Source organism: Burkholderia sp. PAMC 26561, assembly GCF_001557535.2.
Taxonomy (GTDB): domain Bacteria; phylum Pseudomonadota; class Gammaproteobacteria; order Burkholderiales; family Burkholderiaceae; genus Caballeronia.
Genome location: NZ_CP014307.1, coordinates 762,885 through 781,166, shown reverse-complemented (window position 1 = coordinate 781,166; position 18,282 = coordinate 762,885). Strand labels below are relative to the sequence as shown.

9 protein-coding genes are annotated in these 18,282 nt (G+C 63.1%); 8 read left to right on the top strand and 1 reads right to left on the bottom strand.

Annotation, left to right across the window (positions count from 1 at the left end):
* Positions 1-101 precede the first annotated feature (101 nt).
* Complete coding sequence (locus AXG89_RS19205; RefSeq protein ID WP_082771504.1) at positions 102-989, top strand: DUF72 domain-containing protein; 888 nt, start codon at positions 102-104, stop codon at positions 987-989.
* A gap of 11 nt (positions 990-1,000) precedes the next feature.
* On the opposite strand, the gene AXG89_RS19200 is transcribed toward AXG89_RS19205, so the two are convergent.
* Entirely contained in the window at positions 1,001-1,813 is an 813-nt protein-coding gene (locus tag AXG89_RS19200) for a FadR/GntR family transcriptional regulator (protein WP_062003437.1), read from the bottom strand.
* Between the two features lie 263 nt (positions 1,814-2,076).
* Here AXG89_RS19200 and AXG89_RS19195 point away from each other — a divergent pair, with 263 nt between their 5' ends.
* The 7 genes from AXG89_RS19195 to AXG89_RS19165 all read left to right on the top strand — a co-directional run bounded on the left by AXG89_RS19195 (position 2,077) and on the right by AXG89_RS19165 (position 18,212).
* Positions 2,077-3,285 carry an ABC transporter substrate-binding protein gene (locus AXG89_RS19195; RefSeq protein WP_062171670.1) on the top strand — a complete coding sequence of 403 codons (1,209 nt, stop codon included), beginning with the start codon at positions 2,077-2,079 and terminating at the stop codon, positions 3,283-3,285.
* A gap of 61 nt (positions 3,286-3,346) precedes the next feature.
* Positions 3,347-4,207: a branched-chain amino acid ABC transporter permease gene (locus tag AXG89_RS19190; protein WP_062003435.1), complete on the top strand. Its 861-nt coding sequence runs from the start codon at positions 3,347-3,349 to the stop codon at positions 4,205-4,207.
* Complete coding sequence (locus AXG89_RS19185) at positions 4,204-5,226, top strand: branched-chain amino acid ABC transporter permease (RefSeq protein ID WP_062171668.1); 1,023 nt, start codon at positions 4,204-4,206, stop codon at positions 5,224-5,226. Before AXG89_RS19190 ends, AXG89_RS19185 begins: the two co-directional genes overlap by 4 nt.
* Positions 5,223-5,990, top strand: coding sequence for an ABC transporter ATP-binding protein (locus AXG89_RS19180; protein ID WP_062171666.1), 768 nt, complete (start codon positions 5,223-5,225; stop codon positions 5,988-5,990). Before AXG89_RS19185 ends, AXG89_RS19180 begins: the two co-directional genes overlap by 4 nt.
* A gap of 2 nt (positions 5,991-5,992) precedes the next feature.
* Positions 5,993-6,694 carry an ABC transporter ATP-binding protein gene (locus tag AXG89_RS19175; protein WP_062172594.1) on the top strand — a complete coding sequence of 234 codons (702 nt, stop codon included), beginning with the start codon at positions 5,993-5,995 and terminating at the stop codon, positions 6,692-6,694.
* 36 nt (positions 6,695-6,730) lie between these two features.
* Positions 6,731-8,209 carry a M81 family metallopeptidase gene (locus AXG89_RS19170; RefSeq protein WP_062171664.1) on the top strand — a complete coding sequence of 493 codons (1,479 nt, stop codon included), beginning with the start codon at positions 6,731-6,733 and terminating at the stop codon, positions 8,207-8,209.
* 742 nt (positions 8,210-8,951) lie between these two features.
* Positions 8,952-18,212, top strand: coding sequence for an autotransporter-associated beta strand repeat-containing protein (locus AXG89_RS19165; RefSeq protein WP_062171662.1), 9,261 nt, complete (start codon positions 8,952-8,954; stop codon positions 18,210-18,212).
* Positions 18,213-18,282: the final 70 nt, after the last annotated feature.

Here is an 18,282-nt window from a genome sequence, read left to right as displayed (position 1 = left end):
GAACCCCATGTTCGCGAGTCTCAAGAGCGCGCTGGGCTTGAAGCATTCGATCCCTTGATTCGCTACACTGGAACGCATCCGTTCACGGCAAGGGAGATTACATGGCGACGCGAAAGACAGCGGCGAAAACGCCGGCGGCGAAAAAGACCGCACCGGTAAAAACCGCAAAAACAGCAAAGCCTGCGAAGGATGGCGGGGTCATTCGCGTCGGTATCGGGGGATGGACATTTGAACCTTGGCGCGGCCTCTTCTATCCGAAAGACCTCGTGCAAAAGCGCGAACTCGAATACGCGAGCGGGAAGCTGACGTCCATCGAAATCAACGGCACCTTCTACGGCTCGCAGAAACCTTCGACATTCGCCAAGTGGCGAGACGAGACGCCTGACGATTTTGTGTTCTCGCTCAAGGCGCCGCGCTTTTCGACAAACCGGCGCGTGCTCTCGGAAGCCGGCGAATCGGTCGAGCGTTTTCTTGCGAGCGGCGTGCTCGAACTGCAGGACAAGCTCGGCCCGATCAACTGGCAGTTCGCTACAACCAAACAATTCGACCCGGAAGACTTCGAGGGTTTTCTCAAGCTTTTGCCCGCCAAAGTCGAAGGCCATCCGATCCGTCACGCGGTCGAGGTACGGCACGAAAGTTTTCGCGACGAAGCGTTCGTCGCGCTCGCACGCAAATACGGGGTGGCGATCGTGATGTCGGGAGATTCGGATTACCCCCAGATCGCCGATGTCACCGCGCCCTTCGTCTATGCGCGGATCATGGGGACGACCGAAGGTGAGGCGCAAGGTTATGACAGCGCCGCTCTGGATTTGTGGACCAAGCGGGCGCGCGATTGGGCACAGGGTGCGACGCCGAAGGGACTCGAAAGTGTCGCGAAAGCCGCGCCGAAAGATACCCCGCGCGATGTCTATCTCTATGTGATCAGCGGCTTCAAGGCGCATAACCCGGCGGCGGCCATGGCGCTGCTCGAACGGCTGAAGAGCAAATAGGACGCAGGCGTTCAAGTCTCCGGCTGAGCTTTCACGCGCTTGCGAATCTCGGCGTCGAGGATCAGCCTGCCGCGCAGCTTGCCCTTCATGCGCTTCACGTAACGCGGCGCCTCGGTCATGTGAACGACCATGAGTTCGCGGACTTTATCGGCGTCGCGTTCGCGCGCGGCCTTCGTGATCGCCTTGTGGATTTTCACATTGGCCTGACCGAAGCGTTCAAGTTCGGCGGCCGGCGTGTCGTTACGGAATTCGATCAGTTGCCGGATCATTTCGTTGATCAGTTCGCAGCTAAAACGCAGGAAAGGATTTGGATTGGCGGCCGCGAGGATATCGTGGAAATTCACGTCCTCCTGCCGGCGCTTGACGATATCGCCATCCTGATGCGCGGACGGCGTGTCACAGCAGGCAATGCTGTCATCGAGCGCTGTAAAGTCTGCCTCGGTGAGATGCGCGACGGCGCCGGCGGCAAGTTCGGGCTCGAGCAATTTGCGCACGGTATAAATGTCGTCGATGCTGACATCCTTGAAAAACAGGTAGTTCTGCAGCAATTGCAGGGTGCGATCCAGCGGCACTTCAATAATGGTTCCGCCGCCGCCCGGGCCGGTCGTCACCTTGATCAAACCCTGCACCTCGAGCGACTTCAACGCCTCGCGGATGGTGCTTTTACTTACCGAGAACATCTGCTGCAATTCCACTTCCCGCGGCAGCTTGTCGCCGGGTTTCAGATCCCGTTCAGTGATGAGCCGCTTGATTTCCTCGGCAACCAGATCCGGGCGCTTCTGCTGCCTGATGTCGATCGTGGCACCTGCTTTTCCTCGCTCCATACCCTTCTCCAAAGCGCTTCCTGACGGCTGTTGCAGCGCATTCCGATACCCCGGAATTTTGCCTTATTGACACCCGAATTTATTGTACCTACGATCCAGTTCATCCTATTTATCATGATAAATAGGCACTGGCTAGCAACATAAAAGGTTTCCAGTCAAAGCTGCCGCATGACGTGCGTGGCCGCCAGCAAACATTCTGTAAAAGCTTTTTAGCCGGGCCCGCCAGTCATCCGGGTCTCGCCTTTTCTCGAGGAGCGTCAATTTTGAATCGCCGGAATGTCTTGAAGCTGGCCGCGCTGTCGGCTGTTCCCGGGGCCTTGCAAACCCTCGCCACGCGTAGCGCCTTTGCGCAAAGCGGTCCCATTCAGTTCGCCTGTCCCGTTCCCATGTCGGGCCCGTTCGCCGCGAACGGCAAGTACGCCGACCTGGGCATGAAGCTCGCCATCGAGCAGTACGGAAAGGTGCTTGGCCAGCCGCTGGCTTATACGGTCCTCGATACCGAAGGCAAGCCCGCCACGGCTGTGCGCCGTGTGCAGGAAATCGCGCAGCAAAAGAATGCGCGCTTTTTCGCGGGCGGCATCCTGTCATCCGAATCGCTTGCCATGGGCAAGGAAGTCGAGAAGGCAGGCGGCATTTTCATCACGACCGCCGGCGCCGATGAAATCACCGGCAAGGACTGCAACAGCGCAACGTTCCGCTGGTCCGTGCCCACCTTCGGCGCGATCGAGCAGACCGTGCGCCCGTTGATCCAGACGCTGCCGAAAGCGAAGCGCTGGTACACCATCACGCCGCAATATGTTTTCGGCGATGGTTTGTTGTCGGCTGCAAAAGCGATCTTCCAGGAGAAGGGTATCGAGCATGTGGGTAACAGCTACCACTCGCTCAATGAAAAGGAATTCAGCGGCTATCTGACCAATGCAGTCGCGGCGAAGCCGGACGTGCTGCTGATCCTGAATTTCGGCTCGCAATCCTCCGATACCTTGCGCCAGGCTGTCAGCTTCGGCATGAAGAACAACTGCACGATCCTGATGGCGTGGGCCTCGGGCCTGGAGCAATTCGAGGCGCTGGGTCCGGATCTTTGCGAGGGTGTGTATTTCGGTGCGCAATACTGGCATTCGATCGATTCGCCGCTCAACGCCGATCTCGTGAAGCGCGCGAACGACGCGTTCAAGGCGAACCCGAACTACAGTCTGGCGGGCTCGTACATCTGTACGAAGATCCTGCTGGACGGCATTGTCAAAGCGGGCACGGCTGATCCGAAGAAGGTCATCGCGGCGCTCGAGGGCATGAAGTATGCAGGCCTGACTGGCGCTGAGGAGATCCGCAAGGGCGACCACCAGGTGCTGAAAAACTACTACTTGCTCAAGGGAAAAGCGAAGGCGAAGATGAAGAACAAGGACGATTACGCGGACATCGTGAGTTCGGGCCAGTCGTTCCTGCCGCTCGATAAAACCCAGTGCAAGATGGCTTGATCGCGTGCGGGCGAGCGCGCGACCAAGCGCGTTCGCATCGATTCATTTCAGACGAAAAGCCATGAACGTTTATCTGTTGCAGGTCGTGAACGGCATTGGCATCGGGATGCTGTACTTCCTGCTCGCAGTCGGATTGTCGATTGTCTTTGGCTTGCTGCGCTTCGTGAATTTCGCGCACGGCGCTTTCTATTTGCTGGGTGCGTACTTCTGCTACCAGGCCATGCAATGGTCGATGAGCTTCTGGGTCGCGCTCGCCGTGGTTCCAGTGGTGGTCGGCGTGCTTGCATGGGTGGTCGAGAAGCTGATCCTGCGGCACGTCTACGCGCAGCAGCACGAGTTCCATATCCTGGTGACCGTGGGCCTTGCACTCGTGCTGCAAGAGCTCACTATCGTCATCTGGGGTCCCATTGGCGATAACGTGCCGGTGCCTGACATCCTGAACGGCGTGGTGATCTGGGGCAGTTTCATCTACCCGAAATACCGCTTGTTCGTGATCGGCTTTACAGCGGTTCTCGCGCTGCTCCTTTGGTGGCTGCTCGAAGGAACCCGCCTGGGAAGCGCGGTACGTGCAGGCAGCGAATCTACAGAGATGGTGGCGCTGCTCGGCATCAACGTGTTGCGAGTATTCAGCCTCGTGTTTGCACTCGGTGCGGGGACAGCCGCGCTTGCCGGCGTGCTTGCCGCCCCGATTCGCGGGGTCGATCCGTTCATGGGCATCGAAGCGCTGAGCGTCGCGTTCGTGGTGGTCGTGATCGGCGGGATGGGGAATTTCCTTGGTGCGCTGGTAGGTGGCTTGCTGGTTGGAATCGTTCAGAGCGTCATGAGCACGTTGTGGCCCGAAGGCGCGCGTCTGATGATCTATGTCGCCATGGCGGCCGTCCTTTTACTGCGCCCGAACGGGCTGCTTGGCAGGGCCACGTGAATTCGAAACCACTCGACACCCGCGCCCCGCAGCGCTCGTTCAAGGAAGCGCTGTTTCACTATCGGTTCATCCTGTTTGCTGCAATCGTGGTCTGCTTGTTGCCGCTCACATTGAGTTCGGGATCGCTCGCAACCGAAGTGCTGGTGTACGCGCTGGCCGCGCTCGGCTGCAACCTGCTGCTCGGCGCAACGGGATTGCTGTCCTTCGGGCAAGGCATATTCTTTGGCCTCGGCAGTTACAGCGCCGGTCTCGTGCTCACCAAAACGGGCTTCCAGATTCCGCTCGCTTTGGTCGCCGCGATGCTGGTCGGCGCACTGGCCGCTGCACTCGTCGGCTGGTTCTCGATACGCCAGCGCGGTACGTACTTCGTGATGCTGACGCTTGCGTTCGGGCAGATGTTTTATTTTCTCGCCTATACGTCGCCCGACCTCACGGGCGGCGACAACGGCCTGCTCGGGATTCCACGTCCCGCGCTTTCGCTCTTTGGCAAGCAGCTCGTGCCGCTTGCATCGCCCTGGCAGTTCTATGGGTTTGTCGCCGTGCTGTTCCTGCTGGCGTTCTGGATCCTCATGCGCGTGTCGCACTCGGTGTTCGGTCGCACGCTGCTCGCCATTCGCGACAACGAAGCGCGCGCCGCCGCCGTCGGCTACGACGTCAAGCGCTTTAAGCTCGCGGCGTTTGTCGTGTCAGGCGCGGTCACGGGACTTGCCGGCGCGCTGCATGCGTTGATGACGGGCATTGCGCCGCTATCGAACATCGACTATCACACGAGCGAAATGATCCTCGTGATGACGGTGATCGGCGGCACGGGGAATCTGTTTGCCTCGGTGCTCGGCGCGGCATTCTATGTGCTGTTTTCCGACTGGCTTTCGACCTTGTGGCCGCGCTGGCTCCTGCTGCTCGGGCTGGTTTTGATTGGAGTCAGCCTCTTCATGCAGCGCGGCCTGTGGGGACTGGGCGAGCGGATCGTGCAGCGGCTGAGGCAACGCGGTGCGCGCAGCAATACGGAGGTCTCGTGAGCGAAGCCATTCTGCACGCAACAGCCGTGACGAAACGCTACGGCAAGTTCACCGCGCTCGACGACGTCACGCTGAGGATCATGCCGCGCACGGTGCATTCGGTGATCGGCCCGAACGGTGCGGGCAAGACAACGCTGTTCCACGTGCTCACGGGCACGCTGCCGATCACTTCCGGCAACATCGTGTTCGATGGGCATGACGTTACGCGCGAAGCGGATTACCGGCGCGTGAAGCGCGGCATCGCCCGGTCGTTCCAGGTGACGAGCCTGTTTGCAAACCTGAGCGTGCGCGAAAATTTGCGGGTGGCGGTCCAGGGCGTCGATTCAAATCACGCGTTCAACGCATGGATGCCACCGCGCGGCGCGCTCGAGCACACCGGCATTGTCGACCCCATCCTGGAGCGTCTCGCACTGACGCGTTTTGCGGGGACGCTTGCCGGCGCGCTTTCGCATGGCCAGCAGCGCAGGCTCGAGGTCGGCATGGCGCTCGCGGCGCGGCCCAAGGCGATCTTCCTCGATGAGCCGACGTCAGGCATGGGTATCGATGATCTCGACGACATGAAGCAGCTCATTCGCGGCCTGCGCGACGACTATACGGTGGTTCTGATCGAGCACAACATGGGTATCGTGATGGACATCTCCGACACCATCACGGTCATGCAGCAGGGACGCGTACTGGTCGAAGGCCGACCCGACGATATCCGCGTCGACGAACGCGTGCGCCGTGCCTATCTCGGCAACATGATTACCGGAGGCCGCGCATGAGCATGATCCTCGATGTGCAGGACGTCCACGCGTTTTATGGCAAGAGCCATATCTTGCAGGGTGTGTCGTTGAGTATAGGCGAGGGTGAGACGGTCACGCTCCTCGGCCGCAACGGCGCGGGCAAATCCACGACGCTCAAAACCATCGCGGGCGTGGTCGCTGCTCAGCGCGGCAGCGTGAAGTTCAAGGGCGCGGATATCGGCAAATCGCAATCGCACAGGATTGCGGCCTCGGGCGTGTGCTTCGTGCCGGAGCACCGTGGCGTGTTCCGTTTGCTCAGCGTTGAGGAGAACCTGAAGCTCGGCGCCCGCCGCGATTCTCCGTGGCAGCTCGCCGATATCTATCGCATCTTCCCGCGCCTGAAAGAGCGTCGCACCAACGGCGGCGCGCAGCTTTCCGGCGGCGAACAGCAGATGCTCGCGATCGGCCGGGCGCTGATGAATCACCCGCGGCTGCTCATGCTCGATGAACCCGTGGAAGGCCTCGCGCCTGTGATCGTGGAGGAGATCGTCGCGCAACTGAAGCTGATCAAGGAGGCGGGCATTGCCATCCTGCTGGTCGAGCAGAACCTCGAAGTCTGCACGCAACTGGCGGATCGCCACACCATCATCGAGCAGGGTCGCATTGTGTATGAAGGCGATAACGCCGCGTTCACCCGGGACGATGCGATCAAGGACCGCTACCTCGGCGTAGGCGTGGTCTGAACCATTCGTGATCCGAAACAATTGACTGGAATCCGCATGAAAATCCTGATTGCCCGAATGAATCACGAGACCAACACGTTCTCGCCGGTGGCTACGCCGCTGGAGGCGTTTGGCCGCAACGGTCCGGTTCATGGCGAGGATGCGTATCGCGAGAACAAGGGCATGCAGACTGCGATGTCCGCGTTTATCGATGCCGCTGAAAACGCGGGCGCACAGATCGTCACGCCGGTGTCGGCATCGGCGAATCCGAGCGGGCCTGTCGCGGCGGCTGCCTACGACGCGATCTGCAATGCGATTGTCGACGCCGCGCAGGGTTGCGACGCCGTCATGCTGGATCTCCATGGCGCGATGGTCGCGGAGAATTCGAACGACGGCGAAGGCGACCTGCTCGAACGCGTTCGTGCCGCGCTGCCTGGTGCGCCCATCGCGGTTGCGCTCGATCTGCACGCGAACGTGACGCAGAAAATGATCGATAACGCCGACGTCATGGTCAGCTTCAAGACCTATCCGCACGTGGACATGTACGAATGCGGCGCGCATGCCGCGCGGCTTTTCTTCGATTTGCTGGAGGGACGGTCGCGTCCTGTGATTGCGTGGTCGCAGCCGCCGCTGATGACGCATACGCTGCGCAGCGCGAGCGCGGCCGGCGCGATGAAGCGCGCGGTGGAAGCCGCGCAGGCGGCGGAACGCGAGGGCATGCTGGCCGTTTCCATACTGGCGGGATTTTCTCTCGCTGATATTGCGAAGCCGTGCATCAGCGTGGTCGTGGTCGGCGACGGCGATCGCGAAGCGGCCGCACGCGTGGCCGAGCGTATTGGCCGGCAGATCTGGGACGAGCGCGAGGAATTTCTTTATCGCAGCCCGTCGCTGGCGGATTCCGTGGCGGAAGGTGCGGCGCTCGCTCTAGATGCCGACAAACCGGTCCTCCTCCTCGATCACGGCGACAACTGCATGTCGGGCGGCACATGCGACACCATGGACGTCTATGAGGAAGCTGTCCGTCAGGGCATGACGGGTATCGTGATGGGGCCTATATGCGATCCTGAGGCGGTTGCGAAGCTGATGGCCGCTGGCGTGGGTGCAACCGTCACGCTGGACGTCGGCAACAAGCTTGCCGGGCGTGCCGCGCACCCCCATGCGCCGGTGGCGCTCGCGGGCGTCGTGCGCGCGCTCACCGATGGCGAGTATGTGATCAGCGGACCGACCTACACGGGACAACGCGCGTATATGGGCCGGGCGGCGGTGCTCGATCTCGGCGTCGCGAAGATCGTCCTGACCGAGCGCACGCACGAACCGTGGGATCTCGGCGTGTTTGAAAGCGTGGGTATCGATCCACGGCGTGCCACTTTCTTGATTCTTAAATCGCGGATGTATTGCCGTCCGGTGTTCGTGCCGATAGCAAAGGGTCTGGTCGAATGCGACAGCCGGGGCGTAACCAGTTCGGATTTCAGTTTGTTTGATTTCGGTAATGTGCAGCGGCCGGTTTATCCCTTGGACGCTGATGTGAGCTGGTAGGCGATTAACTAAGGGTAATGCCGCGCGTTTTCTCTCAGAAGCGCGGCATTTTGAAACAAGATTCCAGATTCCCGGGTTTTTTAGGTTGCGGCTGGAACAGATTAATCACCGCTCGGGCCAACTGGTTTTTTCCTTAATTGTGGTGCAGCAAAAAAGAAAAATGACTGGCACTCCGCGGCCGCGATGTTCAATTAACTGCTTGAGCTGGGTTCTCGTTCTGCCATCCGCTTCTTTCAATTGTCTTCGTTTGAATCAAATAACTGGTTTACCCTTTTCGATCAGCCGTTTACGGCTCGACCCCTTCACGCGGTGGAACGCTTGGTTCAAGCGATAACAAATATTTGTTGAAATATCTTGTAAAGCTTGTCATTCTCCAGACAAAGGCTGAAAAAGCCAAATATGAGAACGAGAGAGAACCGAGGGTTTCACGCCATGTCACATTTAATCGCTGTTGTAAGCGTACGGCCAGTCACGTCTATCGCGCGAAGATGCGTATGGCGGGCTTGATGCTGCGCGCTCGCGGAGCAATCCGCGTTTAGCGCCGGAAAATAAAACGATACCGGGCCTGAAGCTGTCGCCAATGAGCGGCGCGGATAAACACGTCCATATAAAAACGGGCACATCTCTTCTTTAAACCGGCGCATTCAATGCGCGGCTTTGTGTCGTCTGCGTTTTTTGCGGATTCGATCGGCGCTGCATCTGCAAAAGCGTCATCCACTCTAACTAATAGAGCGAGGCAACAATGAGCAAGGTGTATCGCGTGGTCTGGAGCAAGTCCCAGGGTGCTTATGTCGTTACGTCAGAATTGGCGAAAAGCAATTGCAAAGGACCCTCCGCACGAGATGTATCGGTAAGCGGTTCAGGCAATCTGGCCGGCGAGATCAGAGGTATCAGCTTTCCCAAGCCGATGGTCATGGCATTGGCCACAGCGGCCCTGTTTCTTGGCGACAATCCTGCAGCATGGGCCGCGTGCACAGCGACAGGCGCGACAGTGAACTGCACTGGCGCTGCCAATATTTCGTATGCCAATTCAGCGAACAACTTGACGGTCAACCTGTTGCCAGGCGCGTCGGCGGGCGTGCTGCTTGGCGTCGGCGGAACGGCGATGAGCCTCACCGGAAGCAACGTGACGCTCAATAACGCGGGGACTATCGACCCGAGCTTGCTTGGCTTGATCGGTGTGCTGTCGAGCGGCACGGTCATTGGAAACGGCGGTGCGGCGAGCACGATCAACGTAACCAATAGCGGCAACATGAACGGCACGGGCGGATCGATCAACGTATCGCTGCCCACCCTCAATGGCATGGCGCTCGCTGTGCAGAACACCACGGGCGGCGTTACCAATATCAGTAACTCGGGCACCATCGGAGCATCGACATTGCTCGATGCGGCCGTGCTGCCATCGGACGCGCCGGTCATCGCGGTCTTTGGTGGCGGCCAGACCAACGTGGTCAATACAAGTACCGGACTCATCACAGGCCGCGTCGGCTTGCAGGCTTCCGGCACGCCGGGCACGGGAAACACCTTCGTCAATGCAGGGACGATCAATGGCAGCGTCTCGATGGGCGCAGGCAGCACAAACACCTTCACCGCCGTGACCGGTTCGTCGGTCAATGCGTCCGGTGGCTTGGGACTTTCACTCGGCGTAGTAGGCATCAACGTTGGTTTCGCCGCGACCGGCGTAGTCGATGGCGGTCTCGGCGGCAACAACACCCTCGTGCTTCAGAACGCGGCCACGGGTACAGGCGCGGGAACCACTGGGACGGGGACGGTTGCAAGCGGGACGTATATCGACTTCCAGCATTTGAAGGTCAATAGCGGCACGTGGACATTGAACGGCCCTTTGGGCGGTCTGGCCGACACGACGCTTGCCGGCGGCGTCGCCGGATTCAACGACAACGCGTCGTTCGGCAGCGGCGCGCTTACGTCGGCGGGGGGCACGATCCAGGCGAACTCGGGCGGCCTGAACGTCGCGAACGATGCGACCTTGCAAGCGGGCGGCCTGACGGTCCAGGGAACCAACGCCCTGACGATGTCGGGCGTCCTGTCCGGCGCCGGCGGCCTGACCAAGAACGATTCCGGCGCGCTGACGCTGACCGGCGCCAATGGCTACACCGGCGGCACGGCGCTCAACGGCGGATCGGTCATCGCGGGGAACGCGCAGGCGCTAGGGAGCGGCGCGGTGACTGTCGGCGGTGCGGCGACGCTCGACACAACGGCGCCGCTCACACTGACAAATGCCATCGGCATCGGCTCGGGCGATGCGCTGACGCTTGCGGGATCGAACGACCTGACGCTGACCGGCGCTGTCAGCGGTGCGGGAAGTCTCATCAAAAGCGGCGCGGCGACGGTTACGGTGGCGGCGCCCGCAACCTACACCGGCGGCACGACCATCAGCGGCGGACGCTTCGCGCTGGGCGCGGGCGGCAGCCTCGCCGCGACGGGTGGCGTGGATCTGTCGGGCGCGGGCGCCAGTTTCGATATCTCGACAGCAGTCGGCAACCAGACCATCGGGTCGCTTGGCGGGGTGGCCGGCACGTCGGTGACGCTGGGCGCGAACACGCTGGCTTTCGGCGATGCCACCAGTCAAACGTTTGCGGGTGCCATTGGCGGGACGGGTGGGATCAGCAAGCAAGGAAGCGGCACGGAAACGCTTAGCGGTGCAAATACTTTCACCGGCGGCACGAACATCAATGCGGGAACCATCGCGATTGGCGCGGGCGGAAGTTTGACATCGACGGGCACCGTCAATCTGAACGGCATGGGCACCGGTTTCGACATAGCTGCGTCGGGCGCGAATCAGGCCATCGGGTCACTCACGGGCGTGGCCGGCAGCACGGTGTCGCTCGGCGCAAGTACGCTGACGTTCGGTGATGCCACCAGCCACACCTTCGGCGGCGCGGTTGGAGGCGCGGGCGGCATCGTCAAGCAAGGTACAGGTACTGAAACGCTGACCGCGGCCAATACCTTCACTGGCGGCACGACCGTCAACGCCGGCACGATTGCGCTGGGCGCGGGCGGCAGCATGGCCGCGACGGGCGCCGTGAACACCGCTGCTGCGGGAACGGGGCTGGATATATCGGGGGCGGCCGGCAATCAGACGATCGGCGCGCTGGCAGGTGCGGCGGGCAGCACGGTCACGCTGGGCGCAAACACGCTGGCTTTGGGCGATGCCACCAGTCAAACCTTCGGCGGCGTCATTGGCGGGACGGGTGGCATCGTCAAGCAAGGTGCCGGCACTGAGACGCTGACTGGCGCAAACACCTTTTCGGGCGGCGCGACGGTCAACGCCGGAACACTGGCGCTGGGCACGGGCGGCAGCTTGTCATCGACGGGGGCGGTCAATACGTCCGGTGCCGGAGCGGGCTTCGATATCTCGGGCGCGGGTGGTCCGCAAACCATCGGTTCACTGGCGGGCGGCGCCGGCAGCACGGTGACGCTGGGCGTGAACACGCTCACCTTCGGCGACGCCACCAGTCAAACCTTCGGCGGCGTGATTGGAGGAACGGGCGGTATCGTCAAGCAAGGTGCAGGAACTGAAACGCTTACGGGCGCCAACACATTCACCGGCGGGACAACGGTCAACACCGGAACGCTGGCGTTGGGGACGGGCGGAAGCCTTGCATCGACCGGTGCCGTGAACACTGCGGCGGCCGGCACTGTCTTCGATATTTCCGCTGCTGCTGGTCCGCAAACCATCGGCGGGTTATCCGGGGTGGCGGGCAGTGCGGTCGCGCTCGGCGCCATTTCCCTGACACTCGGCGACGCGGGCAATCATGTGTTCGGCGGCGTTATTGGAGGAACGGGCGGCATCGTCAAGCAGGGTGCGGGCACCGAAACGTTCACTGCCGCGAACACCTTCTCCGGCGGCGCGACGATCAACGCCGGGACACTCGCTTTGGGCGCGGGCGGGAGCCTTGCGTCGACGAGTGCCGTGAACACGGCGGGCATCGGCGCGGGCTTCGATATCTCGGGCGCAAGTGGCCCGCAAACCATCGGTTCACTGGCAGGCGCATCGGGCAGCACGGTCACCTTGGGGGCGAACGCGCTGACCCTCGGCGACTCGACGAACCAGACGTTCGGCGGCGTGATCAGCGGCGCGGGCGCGCTGATCAGACAAGGCGCGGGGACGGAAACGCTCACGGGCGCGAATACCTTTGGTGGCGGCACGACGATCAACGCGGGGACGTTGGCCCTGGGTGCGGGCGGAAGCCTTGCATCGACGGGTGCGGTCAACGTCGCCGGATCGGGCGCGGGCTTCGACATCTCGAACGCGGCTGGTCCGCAAACCATCGGTTCGCTCGCCGGCGGTTCAGGCGGCACGGTCGCGCTGGGCGCCAACACGCTCACATTGGGCGATGCCACGAACCAGACCTTCGGCGGCGCGATTGGCGGGACGGGCGGCATCGTCAAACAAGGTTCGGGCACCGAAACGTTGACCGGTACGAACACATTCACCGGCGGCACGACGATCAACGCCGGCACGCTTGCCGTCGGCGCGGGCGGCAGCCTGTCGCCGACTGGCGGGGTGAACGTGGCAGGCGCCGGCGCGGCCTTCAATATTGCCGCCGGCGGCAACCAGACAATCGGCTCGCTGGCGGGTGTTGCGGGCAGCACGGTTGCCTTGGGCGCCAACACACTCACATTAGGCGACACTACCAGCCAGACTTTCGCCGGCGCAATTGGCGGCGCGGGCGGTATCGTCAAGCAAGGTGCAGGAACTGAAACGCTTACGGGCGCGAACACCTACACGGGCGGCACGACCATCAACGCCGGAACGCTTGCGATAGGCGCGGGCGGCAGCCTGGCATCGTCGGGCGCCGTCGATGTCGCCGGCGTCGGCTCGACGCTGGATCTGACCGCAGCCGGCAACCAGACCATTGGGTCGCTGTCGGGTATCGGCGGAAGCACGGTGGCGCTCGGCGGCAATACGCTGACCTTCGGCGACAGCACCGACACCACCTTCGCGGGCGTGATCAGCGGGACCGGGGGCGTGGTGAAGGAAGGCTCGGGCACGGCGACGTTCACGGGCGCGAACACCTACACCGGCGACACCGATATCAATGCCGGCACGCTCGTCGTGGGCGCGGGCGGCAGCCTGTCGCAGGCGGGGACGGTGAACGTGGGGGCGAACGCGGGACTCGATCTCTCGGCGGGCGGCGCGCAGAGCATCGGTTCGTTGCATGGCGACGCGGGCAGCACGATCACGCTCGGCGCGAACAACCTGACCCTGGGCGACGCCACCAACCAGACCTTCGATGGCGCCATCGGCGGAACGGGCGGCCTGATCAAGCAAGGGACGGGAACGCAGACACTGACGGGCGTGAATACCTACACCGGAGCGACGACGATCAACGCCGGAACGCTCGCGCTGAACGGCAGCGGAAGCCTGGCATCGACGGGCGCGGTGGATGTCGCGGCAGCGGGCGCGGCCTTCGATATCGCCGGCGCGAACGGCAACCGGACCATCGGTTCGCTGGCGGGCGTAACGGGCAGCACGGTCGCGCTGGGCGGCAATACGCTGACCTTCGGCAACGGTGCGAACCTGGCCTTCGGCGGGGTGATCGGCGGGACGGGCGGGATTGTGAAGGAAGGCGCGGGAACCGAGACGCTGACCGCCGCCCAGACCTTCACCGGCGGCACCACGGTCAACGCCGGAACGCTGGCCTTGGGCGCGGGCGGGAGTTTATCGGCGACGGGCGCGGTGAATACGGCCGCACTCGGCGCAGGTTTCGATATGTCCGGCGCGAGCGGCAACCAGACCATCGGATCGCTGGCGGGAGCGTCGGGGAGTACCGTTGCGTTGGGCGGCAATTCGCTGACTCTTGGAGACACCACCAACCAGACGTTCGGCGGCGCGATCAACGGGACGGGCGGAATCGTCAAACAAGGTTCGGGTACCGAAACGTTGACTGGGGCGAACACCTTCAGCGGCGGCACGACGATCAATGCAGGGACACTGGCGCTGGGCGCGGGCGGCAGTCTTTCGGCGACGGGCGCGGTGAACACGGCGGCTTCCGGCGGGGGCTTCGACATTGCGGCGGCCGGCAACCAGACCATTGGATCGCTGGCGGGCGCAACGGGAAGCGCGGTCACATTGGGCGCCAATACGCTCACTTTCGGCGATGCCACCAGTCAGACCTACGGCGGCGTGATCGGCGGAACGGGCGGCATCGTGAAGCAAGGATCGGGCACTGAAACGCTGACGGCCTCGAACACCTTCACCGGCGATACCACCATCAACGCGGGCACGCTCGCGCTCGGCGCGGGCGGCAGCATTGCGTCCAGCGGCACGGTGAGCGTTGCAGGCACCGGCGCAGGTCTCGACATCTCGGCCGGCGGCAACCAGTCGATAGGCTCACTCGCCGGCGTCACCGGCAGCACGGTAACGCTCGGCGGCAACACGCTCACGCTTGGCGCTGCGAGCGACCAGACCTTTGGCGGGGTGATCGGCGGCACGGGCGGTATCGTGAAGCAGGGGAGCGGAACCGAAATTCTCACGGGCACGAACACCTACACTGGCGGTACCACAATCAGCGCCGGGACCTTGCAGCTCGGCAACGGCGGCACGGGCGGCAGCGTGATCGGCAACATCACGAACAACGGGACGCTTGGCATCGATTATTCGAACGACCTGAGCACGGGGATCATCGTGAGCGGGACGGGCGGCCTGGCGAAGGACGGTGCGGGCACGTTGACGCTGACAGGCACGAATACATTTACCGGCGGCACGACGATCAAGGACGGCACGCTGAGCTTGGGCGCGGGCGGCAGTTTGTCATCGACGGGGACGGTGAACACAGCAGCTTCCGGCGCCGGTTTCGATATCTCCGCTGCGGGCAATCAGGTCATCGGATCGCTTTCCGGCGCGGCGGGAAGCACGGTTACGTTGGGCGGCAATTCGCTGACGCTCGGAGACGTCACCAACCAGACGTTCGGCGGCGCGATCAATGGAACGGGTGGCATCGTCAAGCAAGGCACGGGCACCGAGACGCTGACGGGCGCGAACACCTTCAGCGGCGGCACGACGATCAATGCCGGGACACTGGCGCTGGGCGCGGGCGGCAGCCTGTCGGCGACGGGCGCGGTGAACACGGCGGCCGTGGGTGCGGGATTCGATATCTCGAGTGCGACCGGCAATCAGACCATCGGTTCACTGGCAGGGTTGACGGGCAGCACGGTCACACTTGGCGGCAACACGCTCACTTTCGGCGATGCAACCAGTCAGACCTACGGCGGCGTGATCGGCGGAGCGGGTGGCATCGTGAAGCAAGGGACGGGCACCGAAACGCTGACCGCAGCCAACACCTTCACCGGCGGCACCACGATCAACGCTGGAACACTGGCGTTGCGCGCGGGGGGTAGCCTGTCATCGACGGGCGTGGTGAACACGGCAGCTTCCGGTTCGGCCTTCGACATTGCTGCGGCCGGCAACCAAACCATTGGATCGCTTGCGGGCGCGGCGGGCAGCACCGTTACATTGGGCGGCAATACGCTCACCCTTGGAGACGCCACCAACCAGACCTTCGGCGGCACGATCGGCGGGACCGGCGGGATCGTGAAACAAGGCAGCGGCAACGAAACGCTCGCCGGCGCGAACACGTTTGCCGGCGGCGCCGTTCTCAATGCGGGCACGCTGACGCTTGGCAACGGCGCAGCGCTGGGAACGGGTGCATTGACCGTCACCGGCCCCACCTCGCTCGATAGCACGACGGCCATCACCGTTGCCAACGCGGTCAACCTTGGTACGGGCCTGACCGTCGGCGGGACGGCGGATCTGACCTTGAGCGGCGCGGTATCGGGCGCGGGAGGCTTGACGAAGGACGGCGCGGCCAACCTGACGCTGAGCAGATCGAATACCTACAGCGGCGGCACGACCCTCAACAACGGCACCGTCACGCTCGGCAGCAGCACGGCGCTCGGTACGGGACCGCTCACGTTGAACAGCGGCACGCTGAACGCGAACGGTAATGACCTGACGCTGGGCTCGCTCAACGGCAACAGCGGCGGCGGTTCACTCGAACTCGGCTCGGGCGCGCTGACGGTCAACGGCGGCGGCAACTTCGCCGGCACGATCACCGGCGCCGGGTCGCTCACGAAGGGTGGCGCAGATACGCTGACACTGACCGGCGACAACACCTACTCGGGCGGCACGACGATCAACGCCGGCACCTTGCAGCTCGGCAATGGCGGCACGACGGGCAGCGTGAGCGGCAATATCGTCGATAACGGCACGGTTGCGTTCAACCATTCCGGCACCATCACCTATGGCGGCGTGATCAGCGGCACGGGCGGCGTGGTCAAGGACGGATCGGGGCAACTCAACCTCAACGGGACAAGCACGTATTCGGGGCCGACCCTGGTGAACGCGGGTACGTTGGCGGTGAATGGTTCCATCGGCAATTCGACGGTCACCGTGAACAGCGGCGGCACGCTCGGCGGGACCGGCAAGGTCGGCGGCCTGATCGTGAACACAGGCGGCACCGCGGCGCCCGGTGCCGCGAATACGACGCTCGACGTGGGCGGCAACGTCAGCTTCGCGCCGGGTTCCACGTACCAGGTGCAGGTCACGCCGCAGCAAGGCAATTCCATCGATGCAAGCGGCACCGCGGCGCTTGGCGGGGGCACGGTGCAGGTCAGGCCATCGACGGGAACCTATGCGCCGAATACGACCTACACCATCCTTACGGCGGGCGGCGGCGTCACCGGCACGTTCGCCAGTACGGTCTCGAGCCTCGCGTTCCTTACGCCGACACTCGGCTATGGTCCGAACAGCGTCTTCCTGACACTCAAGCCGAACGGCAATTCGTTTGCCGATGTCGGCACCACGCAGAACCAGCGTGCGGTTGGCACCGCGCTCACCGCGATGGGGCCGGGCACGCCGATCTACGACGCGCTCATCACGCAGGACAAACCCACGGCGCGCATCGCGCTGAACAACATGTCGGGCGAGATTCACGCGAGCGCGAAAAGCGTGCTGCTCGACGACAGCCATTACATTCGCGATGCCGTGTCCGACCGCATGCGCCAGGCGCTGGCGCCATCGACAGGGCCGCTGGCAGCGCTCGCATCCGGGCCGGCTTCGTGTCTCGATGATGCCGGCGATCGCATCGATGGCAACGACAAGGCCGCCGACATCACGTCGCGAGGCGCATGCAACCTCAAGCCGCGTCTGTCACCGGCGGCCTGGGGCCAGGCATTCGGTTCGCAAGGCCGGCTTGGCAGCGATGGCAACGCGGCAAGCGTCGATCGCAGCAGCACAGGTTTCGTGATCGGCGCCGATACCGCCATCAACGACACCTGGCGCGTCGGCGCGGCCGGCGGCGTTGGCCATACCTCGTTCGATACCAGCGCGCAGGACGCATCGAGTTCGATCGACAGCTATCACCTCGCGCTGTATGGCGGCGCCCAGTTCGGCGCGCTCGCGGTGCGTGTCGGTTCGGCGTACACGTGGAATCACGTGCGCGTGGACCGCAGCGCGAGCTTCGCGGGCTTCTCCGATAACCCCTCGTCGAGCTACAACGCCGGGACCGCGCAGGTCTTCGGCGAAACCGGTTACGCGATACCCGTTGGCAACGTCGCGCTGGAACCGTTCGCGGGGCTGGCGTACGTGAACCTGCACACCGATGGCTTTGCCGAAAGCGGCGGCGCGGCGGCATTGCAAAGCGGGAACGATACCCAGAACCTCGTGTATTCGACCTTGGGTGTTCGTGCGGCTACACGTCTGGAACTGAGCAGCTCGACGGCTATCACGCCGCGTGCGATGGTCGGCTGGCGTCACGCATTCGGCGATGTCACGCCGACGTCGCGGCTTGCTTTCGGCGCAAGTGCAACGACGTTCTCGGTGGCGGGCGTGCCGATCGCGCATGACACGGCGGTGGTCGAGGTCGGGCTCGACGTGAGTGTTGGCAAGAGCGCCACGGTGGGAATTTCGTATTCCGGCCAGTACGGCGGGGGGTATCGCGATAATGCGATTCAGGGAAATGTGATGTGGCGGTTTTGAGGGGTTGAGTGCGGCGGTCGTGGGGTTGATCGCAGCGGCTGCGATCAACCCCACGCTTACTGCCAAAAAC